The 26,015-nt window shown below is 60.8% G+C and carries 23 protein-coding genes; 3 read left to right on the forward strand and 20 right to left on the reverse strand.

Annotated elements, in window-relative coordinates; genetic code table 11:
* Positions 1–97 precede the first annotated feature (97 nt).
* Together IB245_RS21225 and IB245_RS21230 are read left to right on the forward strand one after the other, a co-directional pair.
* The gene (locus tag IB245_RS21225; RefSeq protein ID WP_008032212.1) at positions 98–1,132 is read left to right on the forward strand and encodes an alpha/beta fold hydrolase; all 1,035 of its coding nucleotides are present in this window, start codon (positions 98–100) and stop codon (positions 1,130–1,132) included.
* A gap of 208 nt (positions 1,133–1,340) precedes the next feature.
* Positions 1,341–2,006, forward strand: a complete 666-nt coding sequence (locus tag IB245_RS21230; protein ID WP_192228565.1) for a DsbA family oxidoreductase — start codon at positions 1,341–1,343, stop codon at positions 2,004–2,006.
* A 1,021-nt stretch (positions 2,007–3,027) separates the two neighbouring features.
* Here IB245_RS21230 and IB245_RS21235 read toward each other — a convergent pair.
* Genes IB245_RS21235 through IB245_RS21260 form a run of 6 tightly spaced genes read right to left on the reverse strand, consistent with a single transcriptional unit; the run spans position 3,028 to position 10,291 of the window.
* Positions 3,028–4,416: a sigma-54-dependent transcriptional regulator gene (locus IB245_RS21235; RefSeq protein ID WP_192228566.1), complete on the reverse strand. Its 1,389-nt coding sequence runs from the start codon at positions 4,414–4,416 to the stop codon at positions 3,028–3,030.
* Positions 4,406–6,178 carry a sensor histidine kinase gene (locus IB245_RS21240; protein ID WP_192228567.1) on the reverse strand — a complete coding sequence of 591 codons (1,773 nt, stop codon included), beginning with the start codon at positions 6,176–6,178 and terminating at the stop codon, positions 4,406–4,408. The genes IB245_RS21235 and IB245_RS21240 overlap by 11 nt, the downstream gene beginning before the upstream one ends.
* Positions 6,179–6,188: 10 nt before the next feature.
* The gene (locus IB245_RS21245; RefSeq protein ID WP_192228568.1) at positions 6,189–7,316 is read right to left on the reverse strand and encodes a GNAT family N-acetyltransferase; all 1,128 of its coding nucleotides are present in this window, start codon (positions 7,314–7,316) and stop codon (positions 6,189–6,191) included.
* Positions 7,317–7,330: 14 nt separating this feature from the next.
* Entirely contained in the window at positions 7,331–8,209 is an 879-nt protein-coding gene (locus IB245_RS21250) for an alpha/beta hydrolase (RefSeq protein WP_192228569.1), read from the reverse strand.
* The gene (locus tag IB245_RS21255; RefSeq protein WP_008032198.1) at positions 8,206–9,600 is read right to left on the reverse strand and encodes an aspartate aminotransferase family protein; all 1,395 of its coding nucleotides are present in this window, start codon (positions 9,598–9,600) and stop codon (positions 8,206–8,208) included. The genes IB245_RS21250 and IB245_RS21255 overlap by 4 nt, the downstream gene beginning before the upstream one ends.
* Positions 9,593–10,291 (reverse strand): MtnX-like HAD-IB family phosphatase, encoded by a 699-nt coding sequence (locus tag IB245_RS21260; protein ID WP_192228570.1) that lies wholly within the window; start codon positions 10,289–10,291, stop codon positions 9,593–9,595. The genes IB245_RS21255 and IB245_RS21260 overlap by 8 nt, the downstream gene beginning before the upstream one ends.
* A gap of 231 nt (positions 10,292–10,522) precedes the next feature.
* On the opposite strand from IB245_RS21260, the gene IB245_RS21265 reads away from it, so the two are divergent.
* Entirely contained in the window at positions 10,523–11,284 is a 762-nt protein-coding gene (locus IB245_RS21265) for a MipA/OmpV family protein (protein WP_192228571.1), read from the forward strand.
* Between the two features lie 115 nt (positions 11,285–11,399).
* Here the strand turns inward: IB245_RS21265 and IB245_RS21270 are convergent, their stop codons facing one another.
* The 14 genes from IB245_RS21270 to IB245_RS21335 form a co-directional block, all read right to left on the reverse strand.
* The gene (locus IB245_RS21270) at positions 11,400–11,798 is read right to left on the reverse strand and encodes a transporter (RefSeq protein WP_008040850.1); all 399 of its coding nucleotides are present in this window, start codon (positions 11,796–11,798) and stop codon (positions 11,400–11,402) included.
* A 10-nt stretch (positions 11,799–11,808) separates the two neighbouring features.
* Positions 11,809–12,183: an EamA family transporter gene (locus tag IB245_RS21275; RefSeq protein WP_008032192.1), complete on the reverse strand. Its 375-nt coding sequence runs from the start codon at positions 12,181–12,183 to the stop codon at positions 11,809–11,811.
* Positions 12,180–13,100, reverse strand: a complete 921-nt coding sequence (locus tag IB245_RS21280; protein ID WP_192228572.1) for an arginase — start codon at positions 13,098–13,100, stop codon at positions 12,180–12,182. The genes IB245_RS21275 and IB245_RS21280 overlap by 4 nt, the downstream gene beginning before the upstream one ends.
* A 228-nt stretch (positions 13,101–13,328) precedes the next feature.
* A complete protein-coding gene (locus tag IB245_RS21285; RefSeq protein WP_192228627.1) occupies positions 13,329–13,658 on the reverse strand; it encodes a GlpM family protein in 330 nt (109 codons plus the stop codon).
* Positions 13,659–13,666: 8 nt separating this feature from the next.
* Complete coding sequence (locus IB245_RS21290; protein WP_008040853.1) at positions 13,667–14,995, reverse strand: sigma-54-dependent transcriptional regulator; 1,329 nt, start codon at positions 14,993–14,995, stop codon at positions 13,667–13,669.
* Complete coding sequence (locus IB245_RS21295) at positions 14,992–16,893, reverse strand: sensor histidine kinase (RefSeq protein ID WP_008040854.1); 1,902 nt, start codon at positions 16,891–16,893, stop codon at positions 14,992–14,994. The genes IB245_RS21290 and IB245_RS21295 overlap by 4 nt, the downstream gene beginning before the upstream one ends.
* 151 nt (positions 16,894–17,044) lie before the next feature.
* Positions 17,045–17,779 carry an amino acid ABC transporter ATP-binding protein gene (locus IB245_RS21300; protein WP_008032183.1) on the reverse strand — a complete coding sequence of 245 codons (735 nt, stop codon included), beginning with the start codon at positions 17,777–17,779 and terminating at the stop codon, positions 17,045–17,047.
* A complete protein-coding gene (locus IB245_RS21305) occupies positions 17,776–18,447 on the reverse strand; it encodes an amino acid ABC transporter permease (RefSeq protein ID WP_192228573.1) in 672 nt (223 codons plus the stop codon). Before IB245_RS21305 ends, IB245_RS21300 begins: the two co-directional genes overlap by 4 nt.
* Complete coding sequence (locus tag IB245_RS21310) at positions 18,447–19,193, reverse strand: amino acid ABC transporter permease (protein ID WP_008032179.1); 747 nt, start codon at positions 19,191–19,193, stop codon at positions 18,447–18,449. The genes IB245_RS21305 and IB245_RS21310 overlap by 1 nt, the downstream gene beginning before the upstream one ends.
* A gap of 194 nt (positions 19,194–19,387) precedes the next feature.
* On the reverse strand, positions 19,388–20,302 hold the full coding sequence (locus tag IB245_RS21315; protein ID WP_008032176.1) for a glutamate/aspartate ABC transporter substrate-binding protein: 915 nt from the start codon (positions 20,300–20,302) through the stop codon (positions 19,388–19,390).
* A gap of 474 nt (positions 20,303–20,776) precedes the next feature.
* Positions 20,777–22,315 (reverse strand): glycerol-3-phosphate dehydrogenase, encoded by a 1,539-nt coding sequence (glpD, locus tag IB245_RS21320; protein ID WP_008032174.1) that lies wholly within the window; start codon positions 22,313–22,315, stop codon positions 20,777–20,779.
* A 277-nt stretch (positions 22,316–22,592) separates the two neighbouring features.
* On the reverse strand, positions 22,593–23,348 hold the full coding sequence (locus IB245_RS21325) for a DeoR/GlpR family transcriptional regulator (protein WP_008032173.1): 756 nt from the start codon (positions 23,346–23,348) through the stop codon (positions 22,593–22,595).
* A 95-nt stretch (positions 23,349–23,443) separates the two neighbouring features.
* Positions 23,444–24,949 (reverse strand): glycerol kinase GlpK, encoded by a 1,506-nt coding sequence (gene glpK, locus IB245_RS21330; protein WP_008032172.1) that lies wholly within the window; start codon positions 24,947–24,949, stop codon positions 23,444–23,446.
* Positions 24,950–25,024: 75 nt separating this feature from the next.
* Positions 25,025–25,876 carry an MIP/aquaporin family protein gene (locus tag IB245_RS21335; RefSeq protein WP_008032171.1) on the reverse strand — a complete coding sequence of 284 codons (852 nt, stop codon included), beginning with the start codon at positions 25,874–25,876 and terminating at the stop codon, positions 25,025–25,027.
* Positions 25,877–26,015: the final 139 nt, after the last annotated feature.

A 26,015-nucleotide genomic window follows, 5' to 3' on the forward strand; every position in this document is an offset into this window, starting at 1 on the left:
GCACTCTTCATCAAACTGTCACGTAACTGTGGCAGCGCGCTTCAACAAACTTCATCAGACTCGCGCTCTACTGGGGTTCTGCGTTTCGGTGTTTTTCATGCGTGCACGATTTTTATCAACGGCGGCCTTCCTGGCCGCGTTGTTCTTTGGCCTTCCGTCCTTTGCGGCGTCTCGATGCGATGTCAATGTTCCGACCGAACGGGTCGATCTGGCGCAGGTGAGCCTGGCGTACCAGAGCATCGGCCGTGCCTCCGATCCGGCGTTGCTGCTGGTGATGGGCCTGGGCGGGCAGTTGATTCACTGGCCGGACGAGGTAGTGGTTGCGCTGTGTCAGCAGGGTTTTCGGGTGATTCGATATGACAATCGCGATGTCGGCCTGTCCACCTGGCGGCAATCGCCTGCCGACGCCAACCTGACCTTCGAAGTGCTGCGCTACAAACTCGGCTTGCCGGTATCGGCGCCGTATTCCCTGACCGACATGGCCGACGATGCGCTGGGTTTGATGGATGCCTTGCACGTCGAGCAATTCCACGTACTGGGCGCGAGCATGGGCGGGATGATCGCCCAGCACATGGCGGCCATGGCGCCGCAGCGGGTCGAGAGCCTGACGCTGATCATGACCAGTTCCGGTGCCGAAGGCTTGCCGGCGCCGAACGCGGCGCTGGTACAACTGCTTTCGCGGCGTGGCGCGCCGAATCGTGAGGTGGCGCTGGAGCAGCAGGCTGATTTGTTGGCGGCGCTGGGTAGCCCGTCGGTGAGTGATGATCGGCAGGCGCTGTTGCATCAGGCGGCGCTGTCCTATGACCGTGCGTTCAACCCCGAGGGCGTGAAGCGCCAGATCATGGCGATCCTCGCGGAGCCGAGCCGGGTGGCACTGCTCAATCAACTGCGGGTGCCGACGCTGGTGGTTCATGGCACTGCCGATCCGCTGTTGCCGGTAATGCATGGCGTGCACCTGGCGGCGCATATTCGTGGCAGCCAGTTGAAGCTGATTCCGGGGCTGGCCCATCGTTTTCAGGAAGCCTTCAAAGCGCCATTGCTTGCGGCCGTGCTGCCCTATTTGCAGGCTCATCGTGAGGACACTTCGCACTGGGCGCAGATTGATCCGGTGGCCGAACACAACCTCCTGTAACGATGGCGGCCTCGACAACGATGCAAGGTTTGAAGGCCCCATCGCCAGCAAGCCGGCTCCTACAGACCGGGTTGACACACCTTACCTTGTAGGAGCTGGCTTGCCAGCGATGACGGCCTGACAGCCAACCAATTTCTAGCAGATGTACTCAGACCCACAGGTGTATCGTTCAACTTTTCCGGCCCGTATCCAGCCCGCGAGGTGAGTGATGAGTACCCCCCTGAAAATCGATTTCGTCAGCGACGTGTCCTGCCCCTGGTGCGTTGTCGGGCTGTACGGCCTGACCCGTGCCCTGGATCTGCTGGGGGACGAGGTCCAGGCCGAGATCCGTTTCCAGCCGTTCGAGCTGAACCCGAAGATGGGCCCGGAAGGGCAGAACATCACCGAACACATCACCGAGAAATACGGCTCGACCCCGGAGCAGTCGCAGAAGAACCGCGAAATGATCCGTGCGCGTGGCGCCGAAGTCGGGTTCGCCTTTCGCACCGACGGCAACAGCCGCATCTACAACACGTTCGATGCGCATCGCTTGCTGTACTGGGCGGGGCTGGAAGGGTTGCAGTTCAATCTGAAAGAGGCGTTGTTCAAGGCGTATTTCACGGAGGGCGGCAATCCGTCCGACCACGCGCAGTTGGCTCAGATTGCGCAAAGTGTTGGTCTGGACCGGGAGCGGGCTGAGGCGATTCTGGCCTCGGACGCGTTCGCTAAAGAGGTGCGAGAGGAAGAGCAGTTGTGGTTGTCGCGGGGGGTGAGTTCGGTGCCGACGGTGGTGTTCAACGGGCAATATGCCGTCAGTGGCGGGCAACCGGTGGAGACGTTTGTGGGGGCGATTCGGCAGATCATGAGTGAATCAAAAGGCGGGACTGTAAGCTGATCGCTTGGTTGACTGGATTGATTACTGGGGGGCGGGCTTGCTCCCACGGTTTGGATGGGGGGCATATCCGTTGCTGAGGTAATGGCGGCTATTGGTTTCGCCCTTACGGCGAGTCACTTGGAAGAGCCCCAAGTAACCAAGGGCTCTTGCCCCTTTCGTTCGGTGCCTCGCTAAGGCTCGGCATGCCCTCGCTCCGGTCCTGCTCCGTGGGCCCGCCGCCATCGGCCATCCATGGCCGGGGGCGGCTAACCCGGCATCCTTGCCGGGTTGCCCACTGCGCAGAACCTGCGCTCGGCCTCGCGAGGGGGCGCTCAGATCAAAAGCGGAAGGCGAGCTAACGCTCGGCCTGATGAGTGGTGAAAATCAAAAGCAAACGCGATTCCCTGTAGGAGCCGGCTTGCCGGCGATGGCGGTGGGTCAGTCGACGCATTTGTCGCCTGAAAGGACGCCATCGCCAGCAAGCTGGCTCCTACAAGGGAAACGCATATGCATTTGGATAAATACGACCCCCTGTAGGAGCCGGCTTGCTGGCGATAGCGGTGGGTCAGTCGACACATCTATCGCTTGAAAGGACGCTATCGCCAGCAAGCCGGCTCCTACAGGGGTTGGTGTACATGTCGGGAATGAGTGAACGCAGCAGAGAAGGACAACGCGTACCCCCAAAGAGCCAGGTCGGCTTTCAGGCCGCCTCGGCGGCTGTGGCGGTAGTCGCCCCCTCGAGAGGCCGAGTGGAGGTTCTGCGCAGTGGGCAACCCGGCATGGATGCCGGGTTAGCCGCCCCCGGCCATGGATGGCCGATGGCGGCGGGCCCACGGAGCAGGACCGGAGCGAGGGCATGGCGAGCCTTAGCGAGCCACCGAACGAAAGGGGCAAGAGCCCTTTGGTTACTTTGGGGCTTTTCCAAAGTGACTCGCCGTAAGGGCGAAACCAATACCCGCCGTTACCGCAGCAACGGATATGCCCCATTCAAAGCCCACGGTTAGCGCCCAAGTGAACAGCATTGCGCCCCCACAGGCAGGGATCAGCGGACAATTTTGTCCACATGAATCCCCAGCTTCTTCAACCGATACCAGAAGCTGCGCTCGGAAATCCCGATCAACTGCGCCGCCGCTGCCTGCACGCCGTTGCTCTGTGCCAGCGCCGCCAGAATGTAGGTTTTTTCCACCTCGGCCAGCGCCGCTTCCAGGTCTGCCGGTACGCTGCCCTCAGCGATCAACGTGCCGCCGTCGGCGGAGCTTGAAGCAAACAGATACGCCGGCAGGTCTTCCTCTTCAATCACCGCGCCCGAGGCGACAATGGTCGCCCGTTCCACGCAGTTCTGCAGTTCGCGAATATTCCCTGGCCATGAATACCGGGCCATGGCCTGCAACGCTTGCGCGCTGAAACCGCTGAAACGTTTGCCGGCCGCAGCCCCTAGCGTGTGGGCGAAATGCCGGGCCAGCGGCGCAATGTCTTCAACCCGTTCGCGCAGGGCCGGCAGCGGAATCGGGAAGACGTTGAGGCGGTAGTAGAGGTCTTCGCGAAACTCCTTGTTGGCCACCGCGTCCAGCAGGTTTTTGTTGGTCGCCGCGATCACCCGTACATCGACCTTGCGCTCGCGCGGATCGCCCACCGGTTCGATCACTCGCTCCTGTAAGGCCCGGAGGATTTTTGCCTGCAACGCCAGCGGCATTTCGCCGATTTCATCGAGAAACAGCGTGCCCTTGTCGGCCTGCTGGAAACGTCCGACGCGATCCGCCACCGCGCCGGTAAACGCGCCTTTGCGGTGGCCGAACATTTCGCTTTCCAGCAGCCCTTCGGGGATTGCCGCGCAGTTCACCGCGACAAAAGGTTTGTCGGCGCGATTGCCGTGGGTGTGGATCGCCCGGGCGACCATTTCCTTGCCGGTGCCGCTTTCGCCGGTCAGCAGAATGGTCGCGTTGCTTTCGCGCACCGAGTCGATGGCGTGCAGCACCCGCCGAAAGCTTGGGCTGTCGCCGATCAGGCTGTCGATCTGCCGGTGCTCGTCGAGCTCGGCGCGCATGCGCTGGTTGTCTTTGAGAATGTCGCGAAATTGCAGGGCCTTGTTGACGGTGATGTCCAGCTCATCAATGTCGAACGGTTTGGCGATGTAGTCGAAGGCGCCGTTGCGCATCGACTGCACGGCGTTTTTCACGGTGCTGTAGGCGGTCATGACGATCACCGGTAACTGCGGAAAACGGCTTTTGATTTCTGCCAGCAGTTGCGGGCCGTCCATGCCGGGCATGCGCCAGTCGCTGATCACCAGGTCGATGTCTTCGCACTCCAGCACCTTGAGCGCGTGCAGGCCGTTGCCGGCGGTGAACACCACAATGTCGTTCTGACTGAGCGCCGAGGCCAGCAGGTCGCAGAGCTTGGGCTCGTCGTCGACCACCAGTACGTTATGTGTCATCGCTGCCCTCGTCGAAGTCTTCACCGTTGGCCGGAATGTACAGGGTGAATGTGGCCCCGGCATCTTTTTCGCTGACGCATTCAATGCGTCCGTCATGACTCTCCATGATCGAGAACACCTTGGCCAGACCCAGCCCGGTGCCCGAGGCCTTGGTAGTGACGAACGGTGTGAAGATCCGTTCGAGCATGTCCGGTTCGATGCCTTGGCCGGTGTCGCTGATGCTGATCACCGTGTAGTGCCGGTCGCTGCTGATGCCCAGGGTCAGCCGCCCGCCGTCGGGCATGGCGTCGATGGCGTTGACGATCAGGTTCAGGCCGGCCTGCTTGATTTGCCGCGCGTCGGCGTAAAGCGTCGCGGTGGGCGATTGATCATCGATTTGCACATCGATGTTGTGGCTGGCCAGCTCCGGCGCGCAGAAGCCGACCAGTTCATCCACCAGCGGGCGCGCCAGTTGGGTCGAGCGCATCGGAGCGCTGGGTTTGGCGAAGTCGAGGAAGTCGGTGATCAAATCGTTGATCCGGCTGACTTCGCTGACCACGTATTCCAGATGACGCTTGTCGGTCTCGGGCAAATCGGCGCGTCGGTGCAGCAGTTGCGTGGCGGTTTTGATGATGCCCAGCGGGTTGCGGATTTCATGGGCCAGGCCCATCGCCACTTCGCCCAGAGCGTGCAGACGGTCACGCCGACGCAGTTGCGATTCCAGATGCTGCAACTCGCCGAGGCGTTCGCTCATGTGGTTGAAGGTGCTGCTCAGTTCCGCCAGTTCGTCGCCGCCGGTGACCGGCAGGCGTTGGCGATAATCCCCGGCGATCACCGCTTGTACGCCTTTGGACAACCCGCGCAACGGCTTGGTCAGGCGCTGCGACACCAGCCAGCCGACCGCCAGGGACGCCGCCGAGCTGAGCAGGAAAATCAGGATGAACAGGTTGCTCTGATTGACCAGCCCGACCAGGCTGGTGTGGCGCAGCAGGCCGCTGAAAATCACCCCTTGCAGCTCGCCGTTTTCGTTGAGGATCGGCCGGTAGATGCCGCTGTAGCGGTTGGTGAACTGTTCGATCGGCTGTTTGGTGCTGCGCAGGATCTGCTCGATTTTTTCCGGCACGGCCGCCGGATGATCCTCGAAGCGCTGGGTGGAAAAAATCTCCGAGAAGTCATTGGCCTTGGCCAGATACAGGCGCAGGTCCAGCGAGTGCACGTCGGCCACGCTGGTGAGGAAACTGTTGTCGAGGTAGGTGGCAATCACCAGTTTGTACTCGACGCCGTCCTGATCCGTTTCGAAGGTCGAGACCACCGTGCCGGTCGCCACGCCACCGACTTGCAGGGTTTGCAGCACCGCCTTGGGCGCAGTGCTGATCTGGCGGACGATGTCGTCGGCGGCGGTGCTGAACACCACTTTGTGATCGCTGGTGCGCACCAGCGCCACGACGTCGATGCCCATGGAGTCGGCGATGTCGGTGGTCAGCTTGTCGTGTTTGTTCGCCTGCCGATCGGTGGGCGGGCGCGTGTAACGCAGGAACAGCTGCGCGACCCGGGCGTTGTCGCGCAGGATTTCGCTGATCTCGTCCTCGACGATCTTGGTCGATTCCTGCAGCCAGATGCGTACGTTGCTGTCGAAAATCTGCGACAGCGTGGTGGCCGCCAGTTCGGCGGCGATCATCGTCGGAATGACGCTGACCAGCCAGAACGCCAGCACCAGTTTGCGCTGCAGGCTCCAGCCGGAGAGGGCGAAAGGTCGAGCGTTGGTGCGTGAGTCTTTGGTCATTGTGCTTCGCTTATTGCTGCTCGCTGATCGCGGCTGCCATGGCAGGGTCGGAACGGTCCGGTCGGATAAACAGTTTCACCACACGCAACAGGCTGTCGAGCAAGCGGTTGCGATGGCGGAAAAACACGGTGTTGCCGGTAAACGAGCAACCCAGGCGCAGCTTACTGGCATAACCGGCCTGGCCGCACGCGTAGATCGGGATGCCGTGCTCAATACAGTAGTCGACATTGGCCAGCCAGCTGCGCACGTAGAGATTGTGTTCGCGGGTCCGGGCCAGGTCGTGGGCGAAGAACTTGTCGACCAGTCGCTGTTCGTCCAACAGCACAAGGTTGAACGCCACCAGCTCTTCGCCGACCCAATACAACACGCACGCGGCACGTTCATCGAGGTGTTCCAGGACCTGGCGGAAGTAGCCGGGCGGCAGGCGTTCGAAGGTCAGGTCGCTGCGGCTCAGCGTGGCCTCGTAAAGCGCCATCATCCTCGGTAGAAGGTCATCGACCGAGCGCCGCCATTCGATGCGCGGACCTTGGCCACGCAGGGTGCGGCGCAGGTCTTTGCGGGTGGATTTGCCGAGCGTGCCAAGGTAGGCGTCCACCGAGCCAAAACGGATCGGCAGCTCGGCGCTGGGCAGCCCGGGCATGCTTTGCAGATCCGCGTCCTGACATACCTGCAACCATTGCGGGTCGCGGTGAGAGGCATCCTTGACGGCCAGCAAACCGATCCCGGCCTGAGCCGCATCGTGGCGCGCCAGCCGTAACAATTGCTGGAGTAGATCCTCGCGCCGGGCCGCGTCGATGTGCGGCGCGGTCCCGACGTGGCACTGCTCGGCCACCGGCGAACCGAGGGCATACAGGTGCACGTCGAACAGCCCCGGCCACACGCGACGCAGCCGTTCACTGATGCGTTTGCCCAGCCCCTGAACCGTGGTGTCCAGCGAGTAAGCGGTGGTGAACGCCACGGCCGCCGCGATCAATACCTCGTCTTCGTACAACGCCAGATAGCGCCATTGAAAGTCTGCGATGCCGGCCCGTTCAACCGCCCGGTAGTAATTCCAATCCTCCAGCTCGGCAGGGAAACAGACATTCCAGGCATCGCGGTCGATGGCCTCGATCGTCGAAAAGGCAAGGGCTGTGATCACATCGTTTCCTTGAGTCAGGCCAGTTGCCGATAGTCCTGGCGCATGGGTTTGGGGGCGCAGCGCTGTTGAATGAAACGTTGCCGGATGAAGTCCGCGCTCAGTTCCACCACGCGGCGGTATTGCAGGTCGACGGTGATCATGTGGTAGCAGTCGTCGAGCAGAACCTTCACCACCGGACCGCCGAGTTTGCGTTCCACATAATCGGCGTTCCAGCGGCTGGTGATGTCGTCTTCGCGCGAGTGCAGCACCAGCGTTTGCGTGGTGATCTGCGGCATGCGTTTTTTCACCGCCGCCACCAGTCGATGCAGTTCCCGGACACTCACCCCGGACATGGTCAGCAGCCCGGCGTTGCTGCTTTCACCGGCCTTCATCTGCCGCTCGACGATCGCTCGCAAGCGTTCGTCCTTGATGCCAAAGGGTGATTTTTCGTTGAAGCGGCACAGGTGCACGCCAAACGGAATCGCCATCAGCAACGGCGTGAGCACGGCGACCTTGGGCATGTTCCAGCCGTCGTAGCGCAGGGTCGTCGAATACAGCAACAAGCCTTCGATCTGCCCCGGATGCTCGGCGGCGAGGTACATCGACAGCACCGCGCCCATCGACAAACCGCCGACGAACACGTGCTCGTGTTTGCGCCGCACACCGATGAAGGTATTGCGTGCGCTCTCGTACCAGTCACGCCAACCGGTGGCTTGCAGGTCGGCGTTGTCTCCGCAGTGCCCGGCCAGCGTCGGCACGTACACCGTGCAGCCCGCCTTGGCCAGGCCCATGGCGACCCGACGCAACTCGGTCGGGGTGCCGGTGAGGCCGTGGATCAACAACACCGCGACCTCCCCGCTGCCGAGAACGAAACCGGCGCTGCCTTCGCCCATGTCGATCTCTTGCTCGTTCATCGTGTCATCGCCCGATGCAGCAAGCGGTCGAGCAGGGCGATGCCCAAATCGATTTCCGGATAGCTGATTTCCAGCGACGGCGCGAGGGTGATGACGTTCTTGTAGTAACCGCCCACATCGAGAATCAGGCCCAGGCGTTTGCCGTCGATTTCGATATCGCCCTTCATGCCTTCTTCGACCATGAAATCGAGCGTGGCCTTGTCCGGCGTGAAACCGTCCGGGCCGCAGATTTCGCAGCGCAGCGCCAGGCCCAGGCCGTCGACGTCGCCGATGATCGGGTAACGTTTCTGCAAGTCCTTCAAGCCTTCGAGGAAGTACTTGCCCTTGTTCATGACCATCGCGCCGTAGTCGACTTCGCTGGTCATCTTGAACATTTCCAGGCCCACCGCCGTGCCCAACGGGTTGGAGGCGAACGTCGAGTGGGTCGAGCCTGGCGGGAAGATTTTCGGGTTGATCAGCTCTTCTTTCGCCCAGATGCCGCCCAGCGGATTGAGGCCGTTGGTCAGCGCTTTGCCGAAGACGATGACGTCGGGTTTGACGTCGAAGTGCTCGATCGACCACAGCTTGCCGGTGCGATAGAAGCCCATCTGGATTTCGTCGACCACCATCAGAATGCCGTGCTGGTCGAGCACATGCTTGAGTTCGCTGTAGAAGTTCATCGGCGGAATCACGTAGCCGCCGGTGCCCTGGATCGGCTCGACGTAGAACGCGGCGTATTCGCTCTGGCCGACTTTCGGGTCCCAGACGCCGTTGTATTCGGTCTCGAACAGGCGGGCGAATTGCTGCACGCAATGGCTGCCGTATTCTTCCTTGGTCATGCCTTTCGGGCCACGGAAGTGGTACGGGAACGGGATGAAATTGGCGCGCTCGCCGAAGTGGCCGTAGCGGCGGCGATAGCGGTAGCTGGAGGTGATCGACGAGGCGCCGAGTGTACGTCCGTGGTAACCGCCCTCGAACGCGAACATCAGGCTCTTGCCGTTGGTGGCGTTACGCACGACTTTCAGCGAGTCCTCGATGGACTGCGACCCGCCGACGTTGAAGTGCACGCGACCGTCGAGGCCGAATTTTTTCTTCGCGTCGACCGCGATCATTTCCGAGAGCTCGATCTTGCCTTTGTGCAGGTACTGGCTGGCGATCTGCGGCAGCGTATCGATCTGCTGTTTCAGCGCATTGTTCAGGCGCGGGTTGGCGTAGCCGAAATTGACCGCCGAGTACCACATTTGCAAATCGAGGTAGGCCTGGTCTTCGGTGTCCCAGACGTAGGAGCCTTCGCATCGGCTGAAGATACGCGGCGGGTCGATGTAGTGAACGGTGTCGCCGTAGGAGCAGTATTTGGCTTCTTTATCCAGGAGGATCTGGTCTTCTGCGGTAGCGATTCGAATATCAGACATGGTGGAGGAGTTCCTGTGTTTCAACGTTGAAAGAGGTGGCGTTGGCGGCGTTGGCGCTTGGCAGCAAGGCCAGCAACGCAGGCAGTTCGGCGAAGCTGTCGAAGCGCGCATAGGCGATGCCGTTGCGCTCGCAGTGCTCGGCCAGGCGATCCTTGGCGAACACGAAATCGGCGGTGGCGGCCACGCACATGTCGGACTGGCCGTCGCCGATTACCAGTACCCGTTTGGTGCTGGGGGTGGATTTGCATTTGCAGTTGCCGGAGGCGGCGCGGCAGGCGTCGCTGGCATGGGGGAAGTCGATGCGCCAACTGTCGTGATCGAGTTGGCGCAGGCGATTGGCGAGGATCGGCAAGAGGCTGACGTAGTTGCGCGCCAGGATCCGTGCGATGCCTTGCTCGATGCCGTCGCTGACCACTTCGAGGGAAGCGCCGAGGCCGATCACATGGTCGACGAAGTCGGGGAAGTCCGGGTCGATCTCGACCGTGTCGAAGAACCCGAGCAGCTCGGAGGGTGTGGCCTTGACCAGCGAGAGCTGGCGGCTGAGGCATTCACGGGAACCGATGTCGCCCGCCAGCCACTCGTTTTCGATCGCTTCCCAGCTCGGGTCGGCGAACCGTTGGAGGATGCTGTCGATCACGTCGGTGCGGGTGATGGTCCCGTCGAAATCACACACGATATGCCAGTCAATCATCTGCGTTACCTATCTTGTAAAAAGTGTGCGCCGGGTGTGCTGTCTGCGCTGCACAAGGGATAGAGCAGGGACTGTGCCAACCGGGTTTGGCCCAGCGGGGGCGGGGTTCTGGCGTGTGTTCGTGTCTTCGAAGCTACAATTTTTGTAGGTCGCTACAAACAACATGAGTGCTTGCGCCGGGAGCGCGATCCGGGGATTGATGCGCGCATGTCCCGTTCAAGGAATTGCCTCATGTCGAGGATTACTGTTGCTCTATTCGCCGCGCTGACGTGCCTTTCGGCCAACGTTTCAGCAGACGGCATCACCGGCGAAGCAGGGGTTGGCCTCAGCTATCAGCCGCACGACCCAACCGGCAGCCGTTACGAAACCCGGCCCGTGCCGTACCTCGATCTGGACTGGGGCGATGTCAGCCTGAGCACCGATGACGGGCTGACCTGGGACGCGTTCAACGCAAGTGGCTTCAGCGCCGGGCCGTTTCTGAATTACCTGCCGGGACGGACCTCCAACGGTGAGCTGCAAGGCTTGCGCGATGTGCCGGACATGGGCGAAGTGGGCGGGTTTGTGCAGTACGCGCCGGCCGACTTCTGGCGGGTATTTGCCTCGGTTGGCCAGGCGGTGGGCGGGCGAGGCGGGCAGGGCGGGGTGTTGGGGCGGCTGGGTGGGGAGGTGGGTTATCCACTGGGTGGCGGGGTGATCGGCAGCTCAAACCTGACCGCGCATTTTGCCGATGCGCGGCAGAACCAGACGTTCTTCGGCGTCAGTGCCGACGAGTCTCAAGCCTCGGGGATCCGCCCGTACAACGCCGGTGGTGGCTTACAGAACGTGGCGCTGACCCAGAGCTTCGAATTTCCCCTTGCGCCGCAATGGTCACTGCTGACGAGCGCGAGCTGGATTCACCTGACAGGGGCGGCGGCGGATAGCAGCATTGTCAAAGCGGTCGGGGATACCAACCAAGGGGAGGTGCAGGCGGCGGTGGCCTACAAGTTTGACTAGAGATGTTTGTTGGCTGGGCTGACGCCATCGCGAGCAGGCTCGCTCCCACAGGGTGGAATGCAGTCCAATGTGGGAGCGAGCCTGCTCGCGATGGGGCCCTTGAGATCACAGAAAACTAGGTCTCTTCACCCTCGGCGAGCAACGCAATCCCCCCCATGATCACCGCCACCCCTACCCAATGCAGCACGCTGATCTGCTCGCCCAACCCCAGCCAAGACCCAAGCAAAACCCCGACGAACACCAGCGAACTCAACGGAAACGCCAGCGACAGACTGCTGCGCCGCAGAATCAGCATCCACACGAAAAACGCCCCGATGTAACAGGCAATCGCCAGCCACACCCCCGGATTGACCGCCACCGCCATCAGCCACTTCAGGTTGAAATCCATCTGCCCCAGTTGATCACCGCCCACCTTCGTGGCGATCTGCCCGGCACTTTCAAAAGCGATCAACAGCGCCCACAGCACGATGGTGCCCAAGCGCTCATGCAGCCAGTCGGTCTTGCCTCTGATCATCGATTGAGCCTCATGCATGGGCGACACACACGAGCATCACGCCCGCCGTAATCACTAAGGTGCCGAGCCAGCGCCGACGACTCACGGTTTCGCCGAGGATCAGTTTGCCGGCCAGCACCACCCCGCAATACGCCAGCGCCGCAGCCGGAAACAGCAGGCTCAGCGGCGCGCGGGAGAGGGCTTCGAGCCAGACAAAAAACTCGATCACGTAGGCGCCGATCCCGCACCACAGCAGCGGCGCGTTGAACACCTGGCCCCAGAACGCATTCAGGCGAAAACCGCCTTCAAGTTCCGGCAAACGGTCGAGTCCGAGCTTGAAACAGAGCTGGCCAATGACGTCCAGCACGATGGAAAACGCCACCAGCACAATCACGGTAATGGTCATGGGAACAGCTCCTCGAACAGCTCGATCAGTGCCTGATTGGTGGCCGAGTTTCGCAGCAGATCGTCTGCGCTCCAGCGTTCCGCCGGCGGCTGGTCGGCCTTGGCTTCCCAGCGTTTGAAGGCGTTGCTGAAGGCGGGGCGGGCGTATTCGCCGCAGATGTCGATGCCGAGGATCCGCTTGTTCGCGGCCAGCACGCGTATCGCTTGCAGCAGATGGCTCAGGCGCATGCCGCCCTGATCCCAGTTGGTCGCCGCGTCTTCGCTGGCCAGGACGTCTTTGTCGATGGTGATCCACACCGCCTCGGTGGGCAGGCTGGTGATCAACTGATCGAGAAACACCGGCCAATCCAGTTCGGCGAGGTTGCGCCAGTGCAGCTGGTTTTCCAGTTGCTGATGCCCGGCGCCATCGCCGACCCGGCCCCAGACTTTCGAGGGCGGATGCTGCCACGGAAACAGCTGCAAGACCCCGCGTTTCAGGGCGCTGAGGTTGCCGCCCTTGAGCTGTGGATTTTGCAGGTCATCGCTGCACGGGCCGAGGGTGACGATGCGCTGGACGTTCGGCAGTTTCAGCGCCTGGTTGACCCACGAACCGCAATGCCGACGCGGGGCGAAGTGGACCCAGTCGGGGTGATTGTCGAAGTGGATCAGGCTCACCGGTGCCGGCAAGTCAGTGAGAAAGGCCGGGGTCAAGTGGTGGTAATCGCCGGAGCCGACGAAGAAGATTTCCGGTTGCGGGCCGCTGTGGCGCGGACGTTGTTGCAGGCGTTCGGCGAAGCGGCGCCAGGTGCGTTCGCTGGACCAGAGCCGCAATTTCGGACCGAGGTCGAGCAGGTCCAGGCGTTTCGCGCGGCCGCTGTCGAGCAACCGTGCGATGGGGGCCTGGGCAGTCAGGCTGTGGTCGAGATCTAAAATGTTCAAGGTCGCAATTCACCCTTGGCAGACCCTCCCAGACACCGGCTCCATCCATCATGAAGGCCGGCCGAGGGGGCTTTGGGGGGTAAATGCAAGGGGCGGGCCAGCCTTCAGTCTCGAAACAACGCAGATCCTGTAGGAGCGAGGCTTGCCCGCGAAGAACGATAACGCGGTGCATCAGTTGTTCCGTTGCGGACCATTCGCGGGCAAGCCTCGCTCCTACAGGGGGTGTGGTCAGGTCTGGAAGCGTACCCAGACGCTGACGAGGATCGTAGCCGCGATCAACCACGCCACCGCAGCCACGGCGAGCGAAGCCTCCAGCCGCATACGGTCGACCATCACGTACAACGTCGCCAGATAGATGAAGTACGGAATGATCGACCACATGCCAAACACAATCGTGGTCTTCAAGTCGTCCAGCGAGCGGCCCTTGCCGACGATGTAGTGCGCAATCAGCGCAAAGGTCGGAAACAGCGGCACCAGGCCGGCGATGTAATAGTTTTTGGTCTTGGCCAGCGCAGCGAGGATCAGCACCACCGCTGCGCCCAGGGTTGCCTTGAGCATCAGGTCCATCAGTGGCTCAACCCGTACTTCTTCACTTTGTCGAACAGCGTGGTTTTGGCCATGCCCAGTTCCAGGCTGGCTTGGGTCAGGTTGCCGCCGCTGCGTTGCAAGGCGTCGCCGAGCAGGTTGCGCTCGAAGGCTTCCACCGCTTCGGCGAAGGCCAGGCCCTGATTGCTGCCGCTGGCGCCGGACTTCTTGAAGGCCGGCAGACCGAGGGCATACCGCTCGGCAACGTTGCGCAGCTCACGGACGTTGCCCGGCCAGTCGTGGCTCATCAGGTTCGACACGGTCTGGTTGTCCAGCTCCGGCACGGCACGGTCAAAACGCAAGGACGATTGCTGCAGGAAGTGCTCGAACAGTTGCAGGATGTCTTCGCGGCGCTCGCGCAGCGGCGGCAGTTCCAGGGTCACCACGTTCAACCGGTAATACAAGTCGCTGCGGAATTCGCCGGCCTTGCTCGACTCGTCGAGATCGGACTTGGTCGCCGCGATCACCCGGCAATCCACCGCCACGCTCTGGTTCGAGCCGAGGCGTTCGAGGGTGCGTTCCTGCAACACCCGCAGCAGTTTGATCTGCAACGGCAGCGGCATGCTTTCCACCTCGTCGAGGAACAGCGTGCCGCCGTCGGCGTGTTCGATCTTGCCGATCCGCCGCTTGCCGGCGCCGGTGAAGGCGTTGGCTTCGTGGCCGAAGATTTCACTTTCGAACAGGTTCTCCGGCAGGCCACCGCAGTTCAGGGCGACGAACTGTTTGGTGTGACGCCGACTGAAGTCGTGCAGGCAGCGCGCAACCAGTTCCTTACCGGTGCCGGTTTCGCCTTCGATCAGCACGTTGGCCGAGGTATCGGCGACGTTGGCAATCAATTCCCGCAGGTTCTGCATGGCTGGCGAACGACCGATGATCCGGCCTTCCAGGGAATCCCGTTCTGCCAATTGCCGGCGCAGCGAAGAGACTTCCCGGGCGAGGCTGCGTTGCTCCAGCGCACGACGGGCGACATCCACCAGGCGTTCAGGGGAGAAAGGTTTCTCCATGAAGTCGTAAGCGCCTTTCTGCATCGCGCCGACGGCCATGGAAATGTCGCCATGGCCGGTGATCAGCACCACCGGCAGGCTGCGATCACGGGCCTTGAGCCGGGTCAGCAATTCCAGGCCATCGATGCCCGGCAGGCGAATGTCGCTGATGACGATGCCGGCAAAGTTGTCGCCGACCCGCTCCAGCGCTTCTTCGGCGCTGCCCACGCCGACGCAGGGAATGTCTTCCAGGGTCAGCGCCTGTTGGCAGCCGAGCAGCACATGAGGGTCGTCTTCGACGATCAGCACACTAAGGTCGTTGTTCATATTGGCTCGGCTTGAAGGGGGCTTACCAACGGTAAACTGAGGACGAAGGTGGTACCACCGCTGGCCGGGTGCTCGACACCCAGGTGTCCGCCGGTGGCGGCGGCCAGGCTGGCGGACAGGGTCAGGCCGAGGCCCAGGCCTTGCTCGCCGGGTTTGGTGGTGAAGAACGGTTCGAACAGATGCTTGCGCGCTTCGGCATCGATGCCGTGGCCGTTGTCGCGTACTCGCAGGCGATACTTGCCGTCGAACGCTTCGCCTTCGAGCCACAATTCCGGTTGGGGCTGCGACTGCATGGCGTCGAGGGCGTTGCCGATCAGGTTGACCAGAATCTGCTCCAGGCGGGTCTGGTCAATCTGCACCTGCACGTCGGCGAACTCGCGATGCAAGTGCAGAGGGACACTTTCCACACGTCCGCCGAGCAGTTGCAGCGCGGCGTCCACCGCTTTGCCGAGGCAGGCCTGGCCCTTGTCGTCGCCGCGACGGGCGAAGGAGCGCAGGCTTGCGGTGATCCGGCCCATGCGGTCGATCAGTTCGTTGATGGTCTTGAGGTTGGTGCTGGCCACATCCAGTTGCCCGCGCTCGAGAAAGCGCACGGTGTTGCCGGACAAGGTGCGCAGCGCCGCCAGCGGCTGGTTCAATTCGTGGGCGATGCTGGTGGACATCTGGCCGATGGCTGCGAGTTTTCCGGCCTGAACCAGTTCATCCTGGGCGCGGCGCAAGGTCTCTTCGGCCTGACGGCGTTCGCGAATCTGGCCCTTGAGCCGTTCGTTGCTGGCGCGCAGGTCGGTGGTGCGTTCGGTAATCCGACGCTCCAGTTGATTGTTGGCTTCCTGCAAGGCTTCCCGGGCGGCGAGACGGGTGGCGATCACTTTGCGGCGCTCGTTCCAGGCGATCAGCAGGAACGCCACCAGGGCAAACGCCACGGCCACCAGAATCCCCTGATTGATCGCTTCGCGACGCAAATCCTGCAGCGGCGTGAGCAGCGTGAAATTCCATGGAGTGTCGCTCAAGGGACGGGTTTGCGAGAGGTAACTGATGTCCTCTTCGTCGGACTCCACTTCACTGTTGGCCGGGAAGGTCAGTTTTTCCTCGCCTTCGGCCAGTCTTTCACGGGCCAGCGGTTGCAACTCGTTCAGTGGAAACCAGTAGTACTGAAGGCTGCGGGCGAGTTTTTCCTTGGTCTCGTCGCTCAATGGAACGACTGATTTCAGCCGTCGCGCCGGATCGCTGGAGAGAATGATGATGCCGTTTTCGTCGCTGACGAAGGCTTCCAGGCGCGCCCGCTGCCAGCGTTCTTCCATTGCTTCGAGGCGGACTTTGACCACCGCGACACCGATGATCTTGCCGTGTTCTTCCAGGCCATGGGCCAGGTAATAACCGGGTTCACCGTTGGTGCTGCCGATGCCATAGAAGCGGCCCGGCTGACCGCGCACGGCGTTCTGGAAGTAAGCGCGAAAGGACAGGTCTTCACCGAGGTAACTGTCGACATCGCGCCAGTTGCTGGTGGCCATGACACGACCGGTGGTGTCCATCACGTAGATGGCCCGACTGCGGCTGCGCCGGTTCAGGCCTTCGAGGTATTCATTGACCGTTTGCCGGTGTTCCGGCGACGGGTCGGCCAGCAGCTTCGAAACGCTGGTTTCGAGTTCCAGCAGGCTGGGCAGGTAGGTGTACTTGCTGATCTCGCTCTCGACGGCGCGGGCGTGCAGTTCGAGCTGACGCTGGCCGTTCTCGCTGAGGCTGCGGATCCCGTAGTGCTCGCTGACCCAGAAGCCGAGGTAACCCAATCCGATCATCAGGGCGATGACCAGTGGCGGCAGGAACAAGTGGCGGATCAGACGGGGTTTCACGACGAGTGATGGCGGCGCTGCGCGATAGAGAGTGGGGTCGCATTTCATCACAGATGCCTTGGGTCAACCACAACACAAATCTCAAAACCATCACCGACCCCTGTAGGAGCCGGCTTGCTGGCGATGGTGGGTCAGCCACATTGATGTCGACTGACACTCCATCGCCAGCAAGCCGGCTCCTACAGGGGAGCGGTGTTTTTTAGTGCTGCAGAATCTTGTTGAGGAAGTGCTGGGTACGCTCGGCGCGGTGGCTGATGTCGCCGAAGAACTCCTCTTTCTTGCAGTCTTCGATGATTTTGCCGGCGTCCATGAAAATCACCCGGTCCGCCACTTTACGGGCGAAGCCCATTTCGTGGGTCACGCACATCATGGTCATGCCTTCGTGGGCCAGTTGCACCATCACGTCGAGCACTTCGTTGACCATTTCAGGGTCGAGCGCGGAGGTCGGTTCGTCGAACAGCATGACGATCGGGTCCATCGCCAGCGCACGGGCAATCGCCACACGCTGTTGCTGACCACCGGAGAGCTGGCCCGGGTGCTTGTGAGCGTGCGCCGAGAGACCGACGCGCTCCAGCAGTTGCAGGCCTTTCTTGGTGGCTTCTTCCTTGCTGCGGCCCAACACCTTGATCTGCGCGATGGTCAGGTTTTCGGTGATGGTCAGGTGCGGGAACAGCTCGAAATGCTGGAACACCATGCCCACGCGTGAACGCAGCTTCGGCAGGTTGGTCTTCGGGTCCGCAATGGACGTGCCGTCGACCACGATGTCGCCTTTCTGGAACGGTTCCAGGGCGTTGACGCATTTGATCAGGGTGGATTTGCCGGAGCCGGACGGCCCGCACACCACGATCACTTCGCCTTTTTTGACCTCGGTGCTGCAGTCAGTCAGTACCTGGAAGTCGCCATACCACTTGTTGACATTCTTGATAGAGATCATACGGCAAACCTTTTTTGCAGACGCTTGACCAGCAGCGAGGCGGCAAAGCTGATTGTGAAGTACACGAGACCTGCGAAGATCAGGAACTCATTCGAGCGGCCGATGATGTCGCCACTGGCACGCGAGGCATTGAGGAAGTCCACCAGGCCGACGGCATAGACCAGCGAGGTGTCCTGAAACAGGATGATGCTCTGTTGCAGCAGCAGCGGGGTCATCTTGCGGAACGCTTGCGGCAGGATGATCAGGCGCATCATCTGGCCATACGACATGCCCAGGGCCTGGGCAGCGCCCATCTGGCCTTTGGGAATCGACTGCACGCCAGCGCGGACGATTTCGCAGAAGTACGCCGCTTCGAACATCATGAACGCCACGATGCACGAGGCGAATGCGCCGATTGGTGTGTCTTCGCCGGTGATCCAGCGCAGCACGAACGGCACCGCCAGGTAGAACCAGGTGATGACCAGCAGCAGTGGAATCGAACGGAAGTAGTTAACGTAGGCGCCGGCGATGTTCGACAGCACTTTGCTGTGGGACAGGCGCATCAGCGCGAGGATCGTGCCAAGGATGATCCCGCCGACGACGCCCAGCGCCATCAGTTGCAGGGTCATGATCATGCCGTTCCACAGGCCCGGCAGGGACGGGATGATGCCCGAGAAGTCGAATTCCATCATTTACCCCCTACGGAGATCAGGCCCGGTACGGCCACTTTCTTCTCGACCAGGCGCATCAGCAGCATCAGGCTCATGTTCAAGGTGAAGTAGATCAGGGTCGCCAGGGTGAACGCTTCGAACAGGTTCGCGGAGAACTCGGCGGTCTGTTTGGTTTGTGCAAGCAGCTCCATCAGGCCGATCAGCGAGGCGACGGAGGTGTTCTTGAATACGTTCAGGAATTCCGAGGTAAGCGGCGGAATGATGATCCGGTAGGCCTGGGGCAGCAGCACGTTCCAGTAGATCTGCGGCAGCTTGAAGCCCATGGCGCGAGCAGCGGATTCCTGGCCTTTTGGCAACGCCTGAATACCGGTGCGCACCTGTTCGCAAACGCGAGCCGTGGTGAACAGGCCCAGGCAGACAACCACGCTGAGGAACGCGGAGGTGGTCGGGTTCAGGTCCTGTTTGTACCATTCCTGCAGGTCTTGCGGCAGCAGGTCGGGCACCAGGAAGTACCAGATGAACAACTGCACCAGCAGCGGTACGTTACGGAAAAGTTCGACGTAGCAGGTGGCGATGCCCGATACGATGCGGTTCGGCACGGTGCGCATGACGCCCAGGATCGAGCCCAGTGTCAGGGCGATGATCCAGGCCGCGATGGCGATGCCGATGGTCCAGCCCAGACCGGACACGTACCAGTCGAAATAGGTCTCGCTGCCCACGCCGGTGGACTTGAAGAACACGCCCCAGTCCCAGTTGTAATTCATTAGGGTCTCCCCTCAGTTCAATCGATGTGCAAGTGCCCGCTTGGGGGAAGCTCCGTTCCCGCCTGACCTTTTCGATCAGGCACACGCTCCCGGCTCGACAGCCACCGGTTCGAGTGTTTCCAAAAAATACCAGCAGGAAGTGACCACCTCCTGAAAGGGCGTTGGCCCTCTCAGGAGGTAAGGTTAGTCAGAAATCAGGATTTCTTGTCGTCAGCCGCTTTATCGGTCGGATTGGCGATCAGGGCCTTGAGCTCGTCGCTCATCGGGAAGTTCAGGTTCAGACCTTTTGGCGGGATTGGCTGCATGAACCATTTGTCGTAGATCTTGTTGATCTCGCCCGACTTGTAGGTTGCCACGATGGCGTCGTCTACAGCCTTCTTGAACGGCTCGTCGCCCTTGCGGACCATGCAGCCGTAGATTTCGTAGGACTGTGGAGTGCCGGTCACGGCCCAGTCAGTTGCCTTCTTGGCTTTGGCTGCTTCACCTGCCAGCAGGGCGTCGTCCATCATGAAAGCCACGGCACGGCCGGTTTCCAGCATCTGGAAGGATTCGCCGTGGTCTTTGGCGGAGATGACGTTCATACCCATCTGCTTGTCGGCGTTCATCGCCTTGAGGATGCGTTCGGACGTGGTGCCGGCGGTGGTCACGACGTTCTTGCCGGCCAGGTCAGCGAAATCCTTGTACTTGGAGTCTGCCTTGGACAGCAGGCGAGTACCGATTTCGAAAATGCCGACGGAGAAGTCAACTTGCTGCTGACGCTCGACGTTGTTGGTGGTGGAACCGCACTCGAGGTCCACGGTGCCGTTCTGCACCAGCGGGATGCGGGTTTGCGAGGTCACCAGGTTGTATTTGACCTGGAGATTCGGCATGTCGAGGTCTTTTTTCAGGGCTTCAACGACTTTCAGCTGAATATCGTGGGAGTAGCCAACCGGCTTGCCGGAAGCGTCCGCGATATAGGAAAACGGAATGGAAGCGTCACGATGCCCGAGGGTGATGGTGCCGGACTCTTTGATCTTCTTCAGTGTGCCGGTGAGTTCGGCAGCGAAAACTGGAGTGGTAATCAGAGCTGCAGCAATGGCTGCGCCCAGGATATGGGGAACGATGCGCATCAAATTTTCCTCGACATTGTTTTTATATGGAGCCAGTTCATCGGCCCTTTTGTGCTTCGAATGTCTGTCGGCTTCTCAAGGTCCGCGCAACAAGCATTCGTCCAAGAGTGTAGAGCATGACTCGTGCCAGACCAGTCGATACAGGTTAAAACATTGATTTATAAGGATATTAAATATTTATTGCGCGTTTTTTGGAATGAGATAGTCCGGTTAACCGAATAGACCGACGGGTCGCGTTCGGAAAACCGAATGCTCCATGTTGTAAACACTTTCCCCTGTAGGAGCCGGCTTGCTGCGGGCGGCGTTCCGACGATAGCGGTGTGCCAGTTAACTTCTTTATTGACTGGCACACCGCTATCGTCGGAACGCCGCCCGCAGCAAGTCAGCTCCTACAGGGGATTGATGGTGTTTCCCGAATAGCAAAAAGCCCCTGAATCGTGAGACTCAGGGGCTTTCGTTCAAGCGGATTACCGATCAGGCCGCTTCAATCTTGCTGCGGTTCTGCTCGACCTTGCTCAGATACTCCGCCAGCGCTTGCTGCTCGGCCGGGGTGGTGAACAAGCCCAGCTTGCTGCGACGCCACAGAATGTCGTGCGCCGTGGTTGCCCACTCTTCGCTGCACAGGTAATCGACTTCGCGGGTGTAGAGACCGCCGCCGATGTGCTCGCCCAGGTCGCTGAGGCTTTGCACGCCTTCAAGCATGCGCCAGGTGCGGCTGCCGTAAGTGGTGGCCCAGCGACGAGCGATTTCGGTCGGCACCCAGTCGAACTGGTCACGGATGCGCGAGCTCAGCGCCTGCGGAGTGGTCATGTCTTCGCCGCCCGGCAGGGTGGCGCTGGCGGTCCAGCTCGGCTTGATGTGCGTGAAGTAAGGCGCCAGTTGTGCCAGCGCCGACTCGGCCAGTTTGCGGTAGGTGGTCAGCTTGCCGCCGAACACCGACAGCAACGGCGCTTCTTCGCCCGTGCCCGAAAGCGCGAGGGTGTAGTCGCGGGTGACGGCCGACGGATTGTCGGATTCGTCGTTGCACAGCGGACGAACACCGGAATAGCTGTGCAGGATGTCGTCGCGGCTGATCTGCTTCTTGAAGTGGGCGTTGACCACTTTCAACAGGTAATCGGTTTCGCCTTCGGTGATCGCCACTTTTGCCGGATCGCCGGTGTACTCACGGTCGGTGGTGCCGATCAGGGTGAAATGGTTCAGGTACGGAATGGTGAAGACGATGCGCTGATCTTCGTTTTGCAGAATGTGCGCGTGATCACCTTCGTACAGTTTCGGCACGATCAGGTGACTGCCCTGGATCAGGCGGATGCCGTACGGCGATTCCATCTTCAAATCATCACGAATGAACTTGGCAACCCATGGGCCGGCCGCATTCACCAGCGCCTTGGCGCGGATCGAAAGCAGGCTGCCGTCGGCGCGTTCCAGGTGCAGATGCCATAGGCCTTTGGTTCGACGGGCGCTGACGCAGCGGGTCTGGGTGTGCACATGGGCGCCGTTCTCGCGGGCCGCCATGGCGTTCAGGACCACCAGGCGCGCGTCGTCGACCCAGCAATCGGAGTATTCGAAGCCTTTGGTGATTTCGCTTTTCAACGGGCTGTCCGGGCCGAACTTCAGGCTTTTCGAACCTTCCAGTTTTTCCCGTTTGCCCAGGTTGTCATACAGGAACAGGCCGGCACGGATCATCCAGGCCGGACGCAGGTGCGGACGGTGCGGCAGGACGAAGCGCATTTGCTTGACGATGTGCGGCGCCTTGGCCAGCAACACTTCGCGCTCGGCGAGGGCTTCGCGGACCAGGCGGAATTCGTAATGTTCGAGGTAGCGCAGGCCACCGTGGATCAGTTTGCTGCTGGCCGACGAGGTGTGGCTGGCCAGATCATCCTTTTCGCAAAGGAACACCGAAAGACCGCGACCGGCGGCATCCGCTGCGATCCCCACGCCATTGATCCCGCCACCGATGACGGCGATATCGTAGACCTCGGCGAGTGGGGGCGTAGGCAAGGTAGAAGTGGGCATCGGCTGGCCTCGGTTTTTTTGATTGTCGATATTGGATTTCGAACATTAATGTTCATTTGCGAAAATGGTAGCCCATAAAGCCGCCCACAGCCAGTTAACTTCGATTGAAAATACTGATCGAAGGGCCGTTAAAGGAAAATTTACGAACATTAGTAGCCGAGGGGGGATTGCGGGGGCACGCATTTTGTAGGAGCCGGCTTGCTGGCGATGGCGGCCTTGAAGACGCCATCGCCAGCAAGCCGGCTCCTACAAGGAGGTTGTTTAGCAGTCAGAGGGGTTAAACAACCTCCAACCGAATCTTGTGCTGACTCAACAACTGCGCCAGCGCCGGCACTGGCTGCTGATCCGTCACCAGGCAATCGATCAAGCTGATCGGCCCCAGGCGAATCATGGCATTGCGCCCGAATTTGCTGGAGTCCGCTGCCAGAATCACCTGCCGTGCATTGGCGATGATCGCCTGCGACACCCGCACTTCCTGATAATCGAAGTCCAGCAGGCTGCCGTCTTCATCAATACCGCTGATGCCGACCAGCGCGAAGTCGACCTTGAACTGGTTGATGAAGTCGACACTCGCCTGGCCGACCACGCCACCGTCGCGCCGCACATTGCCACCGGTCAGCAGAACGTCGAAGTCGTCCTTGGCGCTGAGCATCGAAGCCACATGCAGGTTGTTGGTGATGATCTTCAGATGGTTGTGGTTGAGCAGCGCCCGTGCGATCGATTCGGTCGTGGTGCCGATGTTGATGAACAGCGAGGCGTGATCGGGGATCTGTGCGGCAATGGCTTCGCCGATACGCTGCTTTTCATCGCGCATCTGATCGGCGCGCATCGCGTAGGCGGTGTTTTCGACACTGGAATCGTAGGCTGCGCCACCGTGGTAGCGACGCAATAAATTGGATTCCGCGAGCTGATTGATGTCGCGGCGGATGGTCTGCGGTGTAACGACGAACAGTGTGGCCATTTCCTCGATGCTGACATAGCCGCGTTCGCGGACCAGTTCGAGGATTTGCTGCTGACGGGGAGGCAGATTCATGGGGCTTCCTTTGGGCTGCCGTGCAAAATTTGCCCATGATGCCGCAGGAATCCGCTCCCGACCAGTTACAACCGGATACGAGTCCGGTCCGTGGCTTATTCAGCGCCTTCGTGCGGTTCCCAGTCACGCGTGCGGCTGACCGCTTTTTTCCAGCCGGCGTAGAGTTTTTCCTTGGCGGTTTCGTCCAGTGTCGGCTCGAATTCGCGCTCGATCACTGCCTTGCCGCGCAGTTCTTCCAGGCTGCCCCAGAAGCCACACGCCAGACCGGCCAGGTACGCCGCACCGAGTGCGGTGGTTTCGCGCATTTGCGGGCGCTCGACCTGAGTGCCGAGGATGTCGGCCTGGAATTGCATCAGGAAGTTGTTTGCCACCGCGCCGCCATCCACACGCAATGCTTTCAGGCGTTCGCCGGAATCCTGTTGCATGGCGTCGAGCACGTCGCGGGTCTGGTAGGCAATCGACTCCAGCGCTGCACGAATGATGTGATCCACGCGTACGCCGCGAGTCAGGCCGAACAGTGCGCCACGGGCATACGGGTCCCAGTACGGAGCGCCCAGGCCGGTGAAGGCTGGCACCAGGTACACGCCGTTGCTGTCCTTGACCTTGTTGGCGAAGTATTCGGTGTCGTGCGCGTCGTTGATGATTTTCAGTTCGTCACGCAGCCACTGAACAGTGGAGCCGCCGTTGAACACCGCGCCTTCCAGCGCGTAGGCCACTTCGCCACGCGGACCGCAGGCGATGGTGGTCAGCATGCCGTGCTTGGACTTCACCGCTTTGTCGCCGGTGTTCATCAGCAGGAAGCAACCGGTGCCATAGGTGTTTTTTGCCTGACCTGGCTCGACGCACATCTGGCCGAACAGGGCAGCCTGCTGATCACCGGCGATACCGCCGATGGCGATGCCGCTTTTGGTGTGGCCGTAGATTTCTGACGAGGATTTAACTTCCGGCAGCATCTCGCGCGGAATATCCAGCACCTCCAGCATCTTCGCATCCCACTCCAGGGTGTGGATGTTGAAGAGCATGGTGCGCGAGGCGTTGGTGTAGTCGGTGACGTGGACTTTGCCGCCGGTAAATTTCCAGATCAGCCAGCTGTCCACGGTGCCGAACAGCAGTTCGCCTTTGCGCGCACGCTCGCGGCTGCCTTCGACGTTGTCGAGGATCCACTTGAGTTTGGTGCCGGAGAAGTACGGGTCGGTGACCAGGCCGGTGGTGTCGCTGATGTATTGCTCGTGGCCGTCACGTTTGAGCTGTTGGCAGATCTCGGTGCTGCGGCGGCACTGCCAGACGATCGCGTTGTAGATCGGGCGGCCGGTGGTCTTGTCCCAGACCACAGTGGTTTCGCGCTGGTTGGTGATGCCGATGGCCGCGACCTGGTCGTGATGCAGGCCGGCTTGCGCCAGGGCCTCGACCATCACGGCGCTTTGGGTGGCGAAGATTTCCATCGGGTCGTGTTCGACCCAACCGGCTTGCGGGTAATGCTGGGCGAATTCGCGCTGGGCGGTGCAAACCACGTTCGCGTCGCGGTCGAAAATGATCGCGCGGGAGCTGGTCGTACCCTGATCGAGGGCAATGATGTAGTTCTTATTCTGAATGTCGGTCATGTCGATTGCCTTGGACGAAAAAAGGGAGTGAGGTCAGGCGCGGGACCAAATGGGCAGGATCACGCGCCTACGGTATCAAGAAGTTCTTGGTTTGCCGTCAATGGCCGGTGTTGCGTCCTTTGTAGCAGGTTCGGCGCTGGGCAGATGACGGGCAATCAGCCCGCGATACGCTGCAGCACCGAGGCAGGCACCGACAATCGGTGCAAAAATCGGGATCAGGAAATACGGGATATCGCGGCCACCAGTGAAGGAAATTTCACCCCAGCCAGCGAAGAAAGTCATCAGTTTGGGACCGAAGTCACGCGCCGGGTTCATCGCAAAACCGGTCAGCGGGCCCATCGAACTACCGATCACCGCGATCAGCAGGCCGATCAGCAGCGGCGCCATCGGCCCGTTTGGCAGACCGTTGTTGTCATCGGTCAGGGACATGATCACGCCCATCAGAACGGCGGTGATGATCACTTCAACCAGGAAGGCCTGGGCCGTGGACAAGACCGGGTTGGGGAACGTGGAGAACACCGACGCCAGTTCAAGGCTGGCTTGAGTGCCACGAACCATATGGTGAGTTTGTTCGTAATCGAAGAATAGATTGCTGTACAGCGTGTAAACCAACAACGCGCCGCAGAAGGCGCCGGCCACCTGGGCAAGAATATAGAACGGCAGTTTGCGTTTTTCGAAGTCAGCGAAAATGCTCAGCGCGATGCTTACGGCAGGATTGAGATGAGCACCCGAAACCCCGGCGGTCAGGTAGATCGCCATGCTGACGCCGACGCCCCAGATGATGCTGATTTCCCACAAGCCAAAGCTGGCACCCGCGACCTTGAGCGCGGCAACGCAACCGGTACCAAAAAAGATCAGCAGTGCAGTGCCCAGAAACTCGGCCATGCATTGGCTCGAAAGCGACGGTTGTTGTAAAGCAGTTGTCATTGAAAACCTCTTTGTTTTTGTTGTCTGGCGCTTTTTTCGTCATGGCCAAAGCGCGATTTTCACCAGGGCAGGATCCCCATCCTGTTCCTGGCTTACTGCTGGGTACTGCGTTGTCACGTTGTACTGTATTCAGATTCGA

This window comes from Pseudomonas sp. PDM02 (assembly GCF_014852285.1).
GTDB classification, from domain to species: Bacteria; Pseudomonadota; Gammaproteobacteria; order Pseudomonadales; family Pseudomonadaceae; genus Aquipseudomonas; species Aquipseudomonas migulae.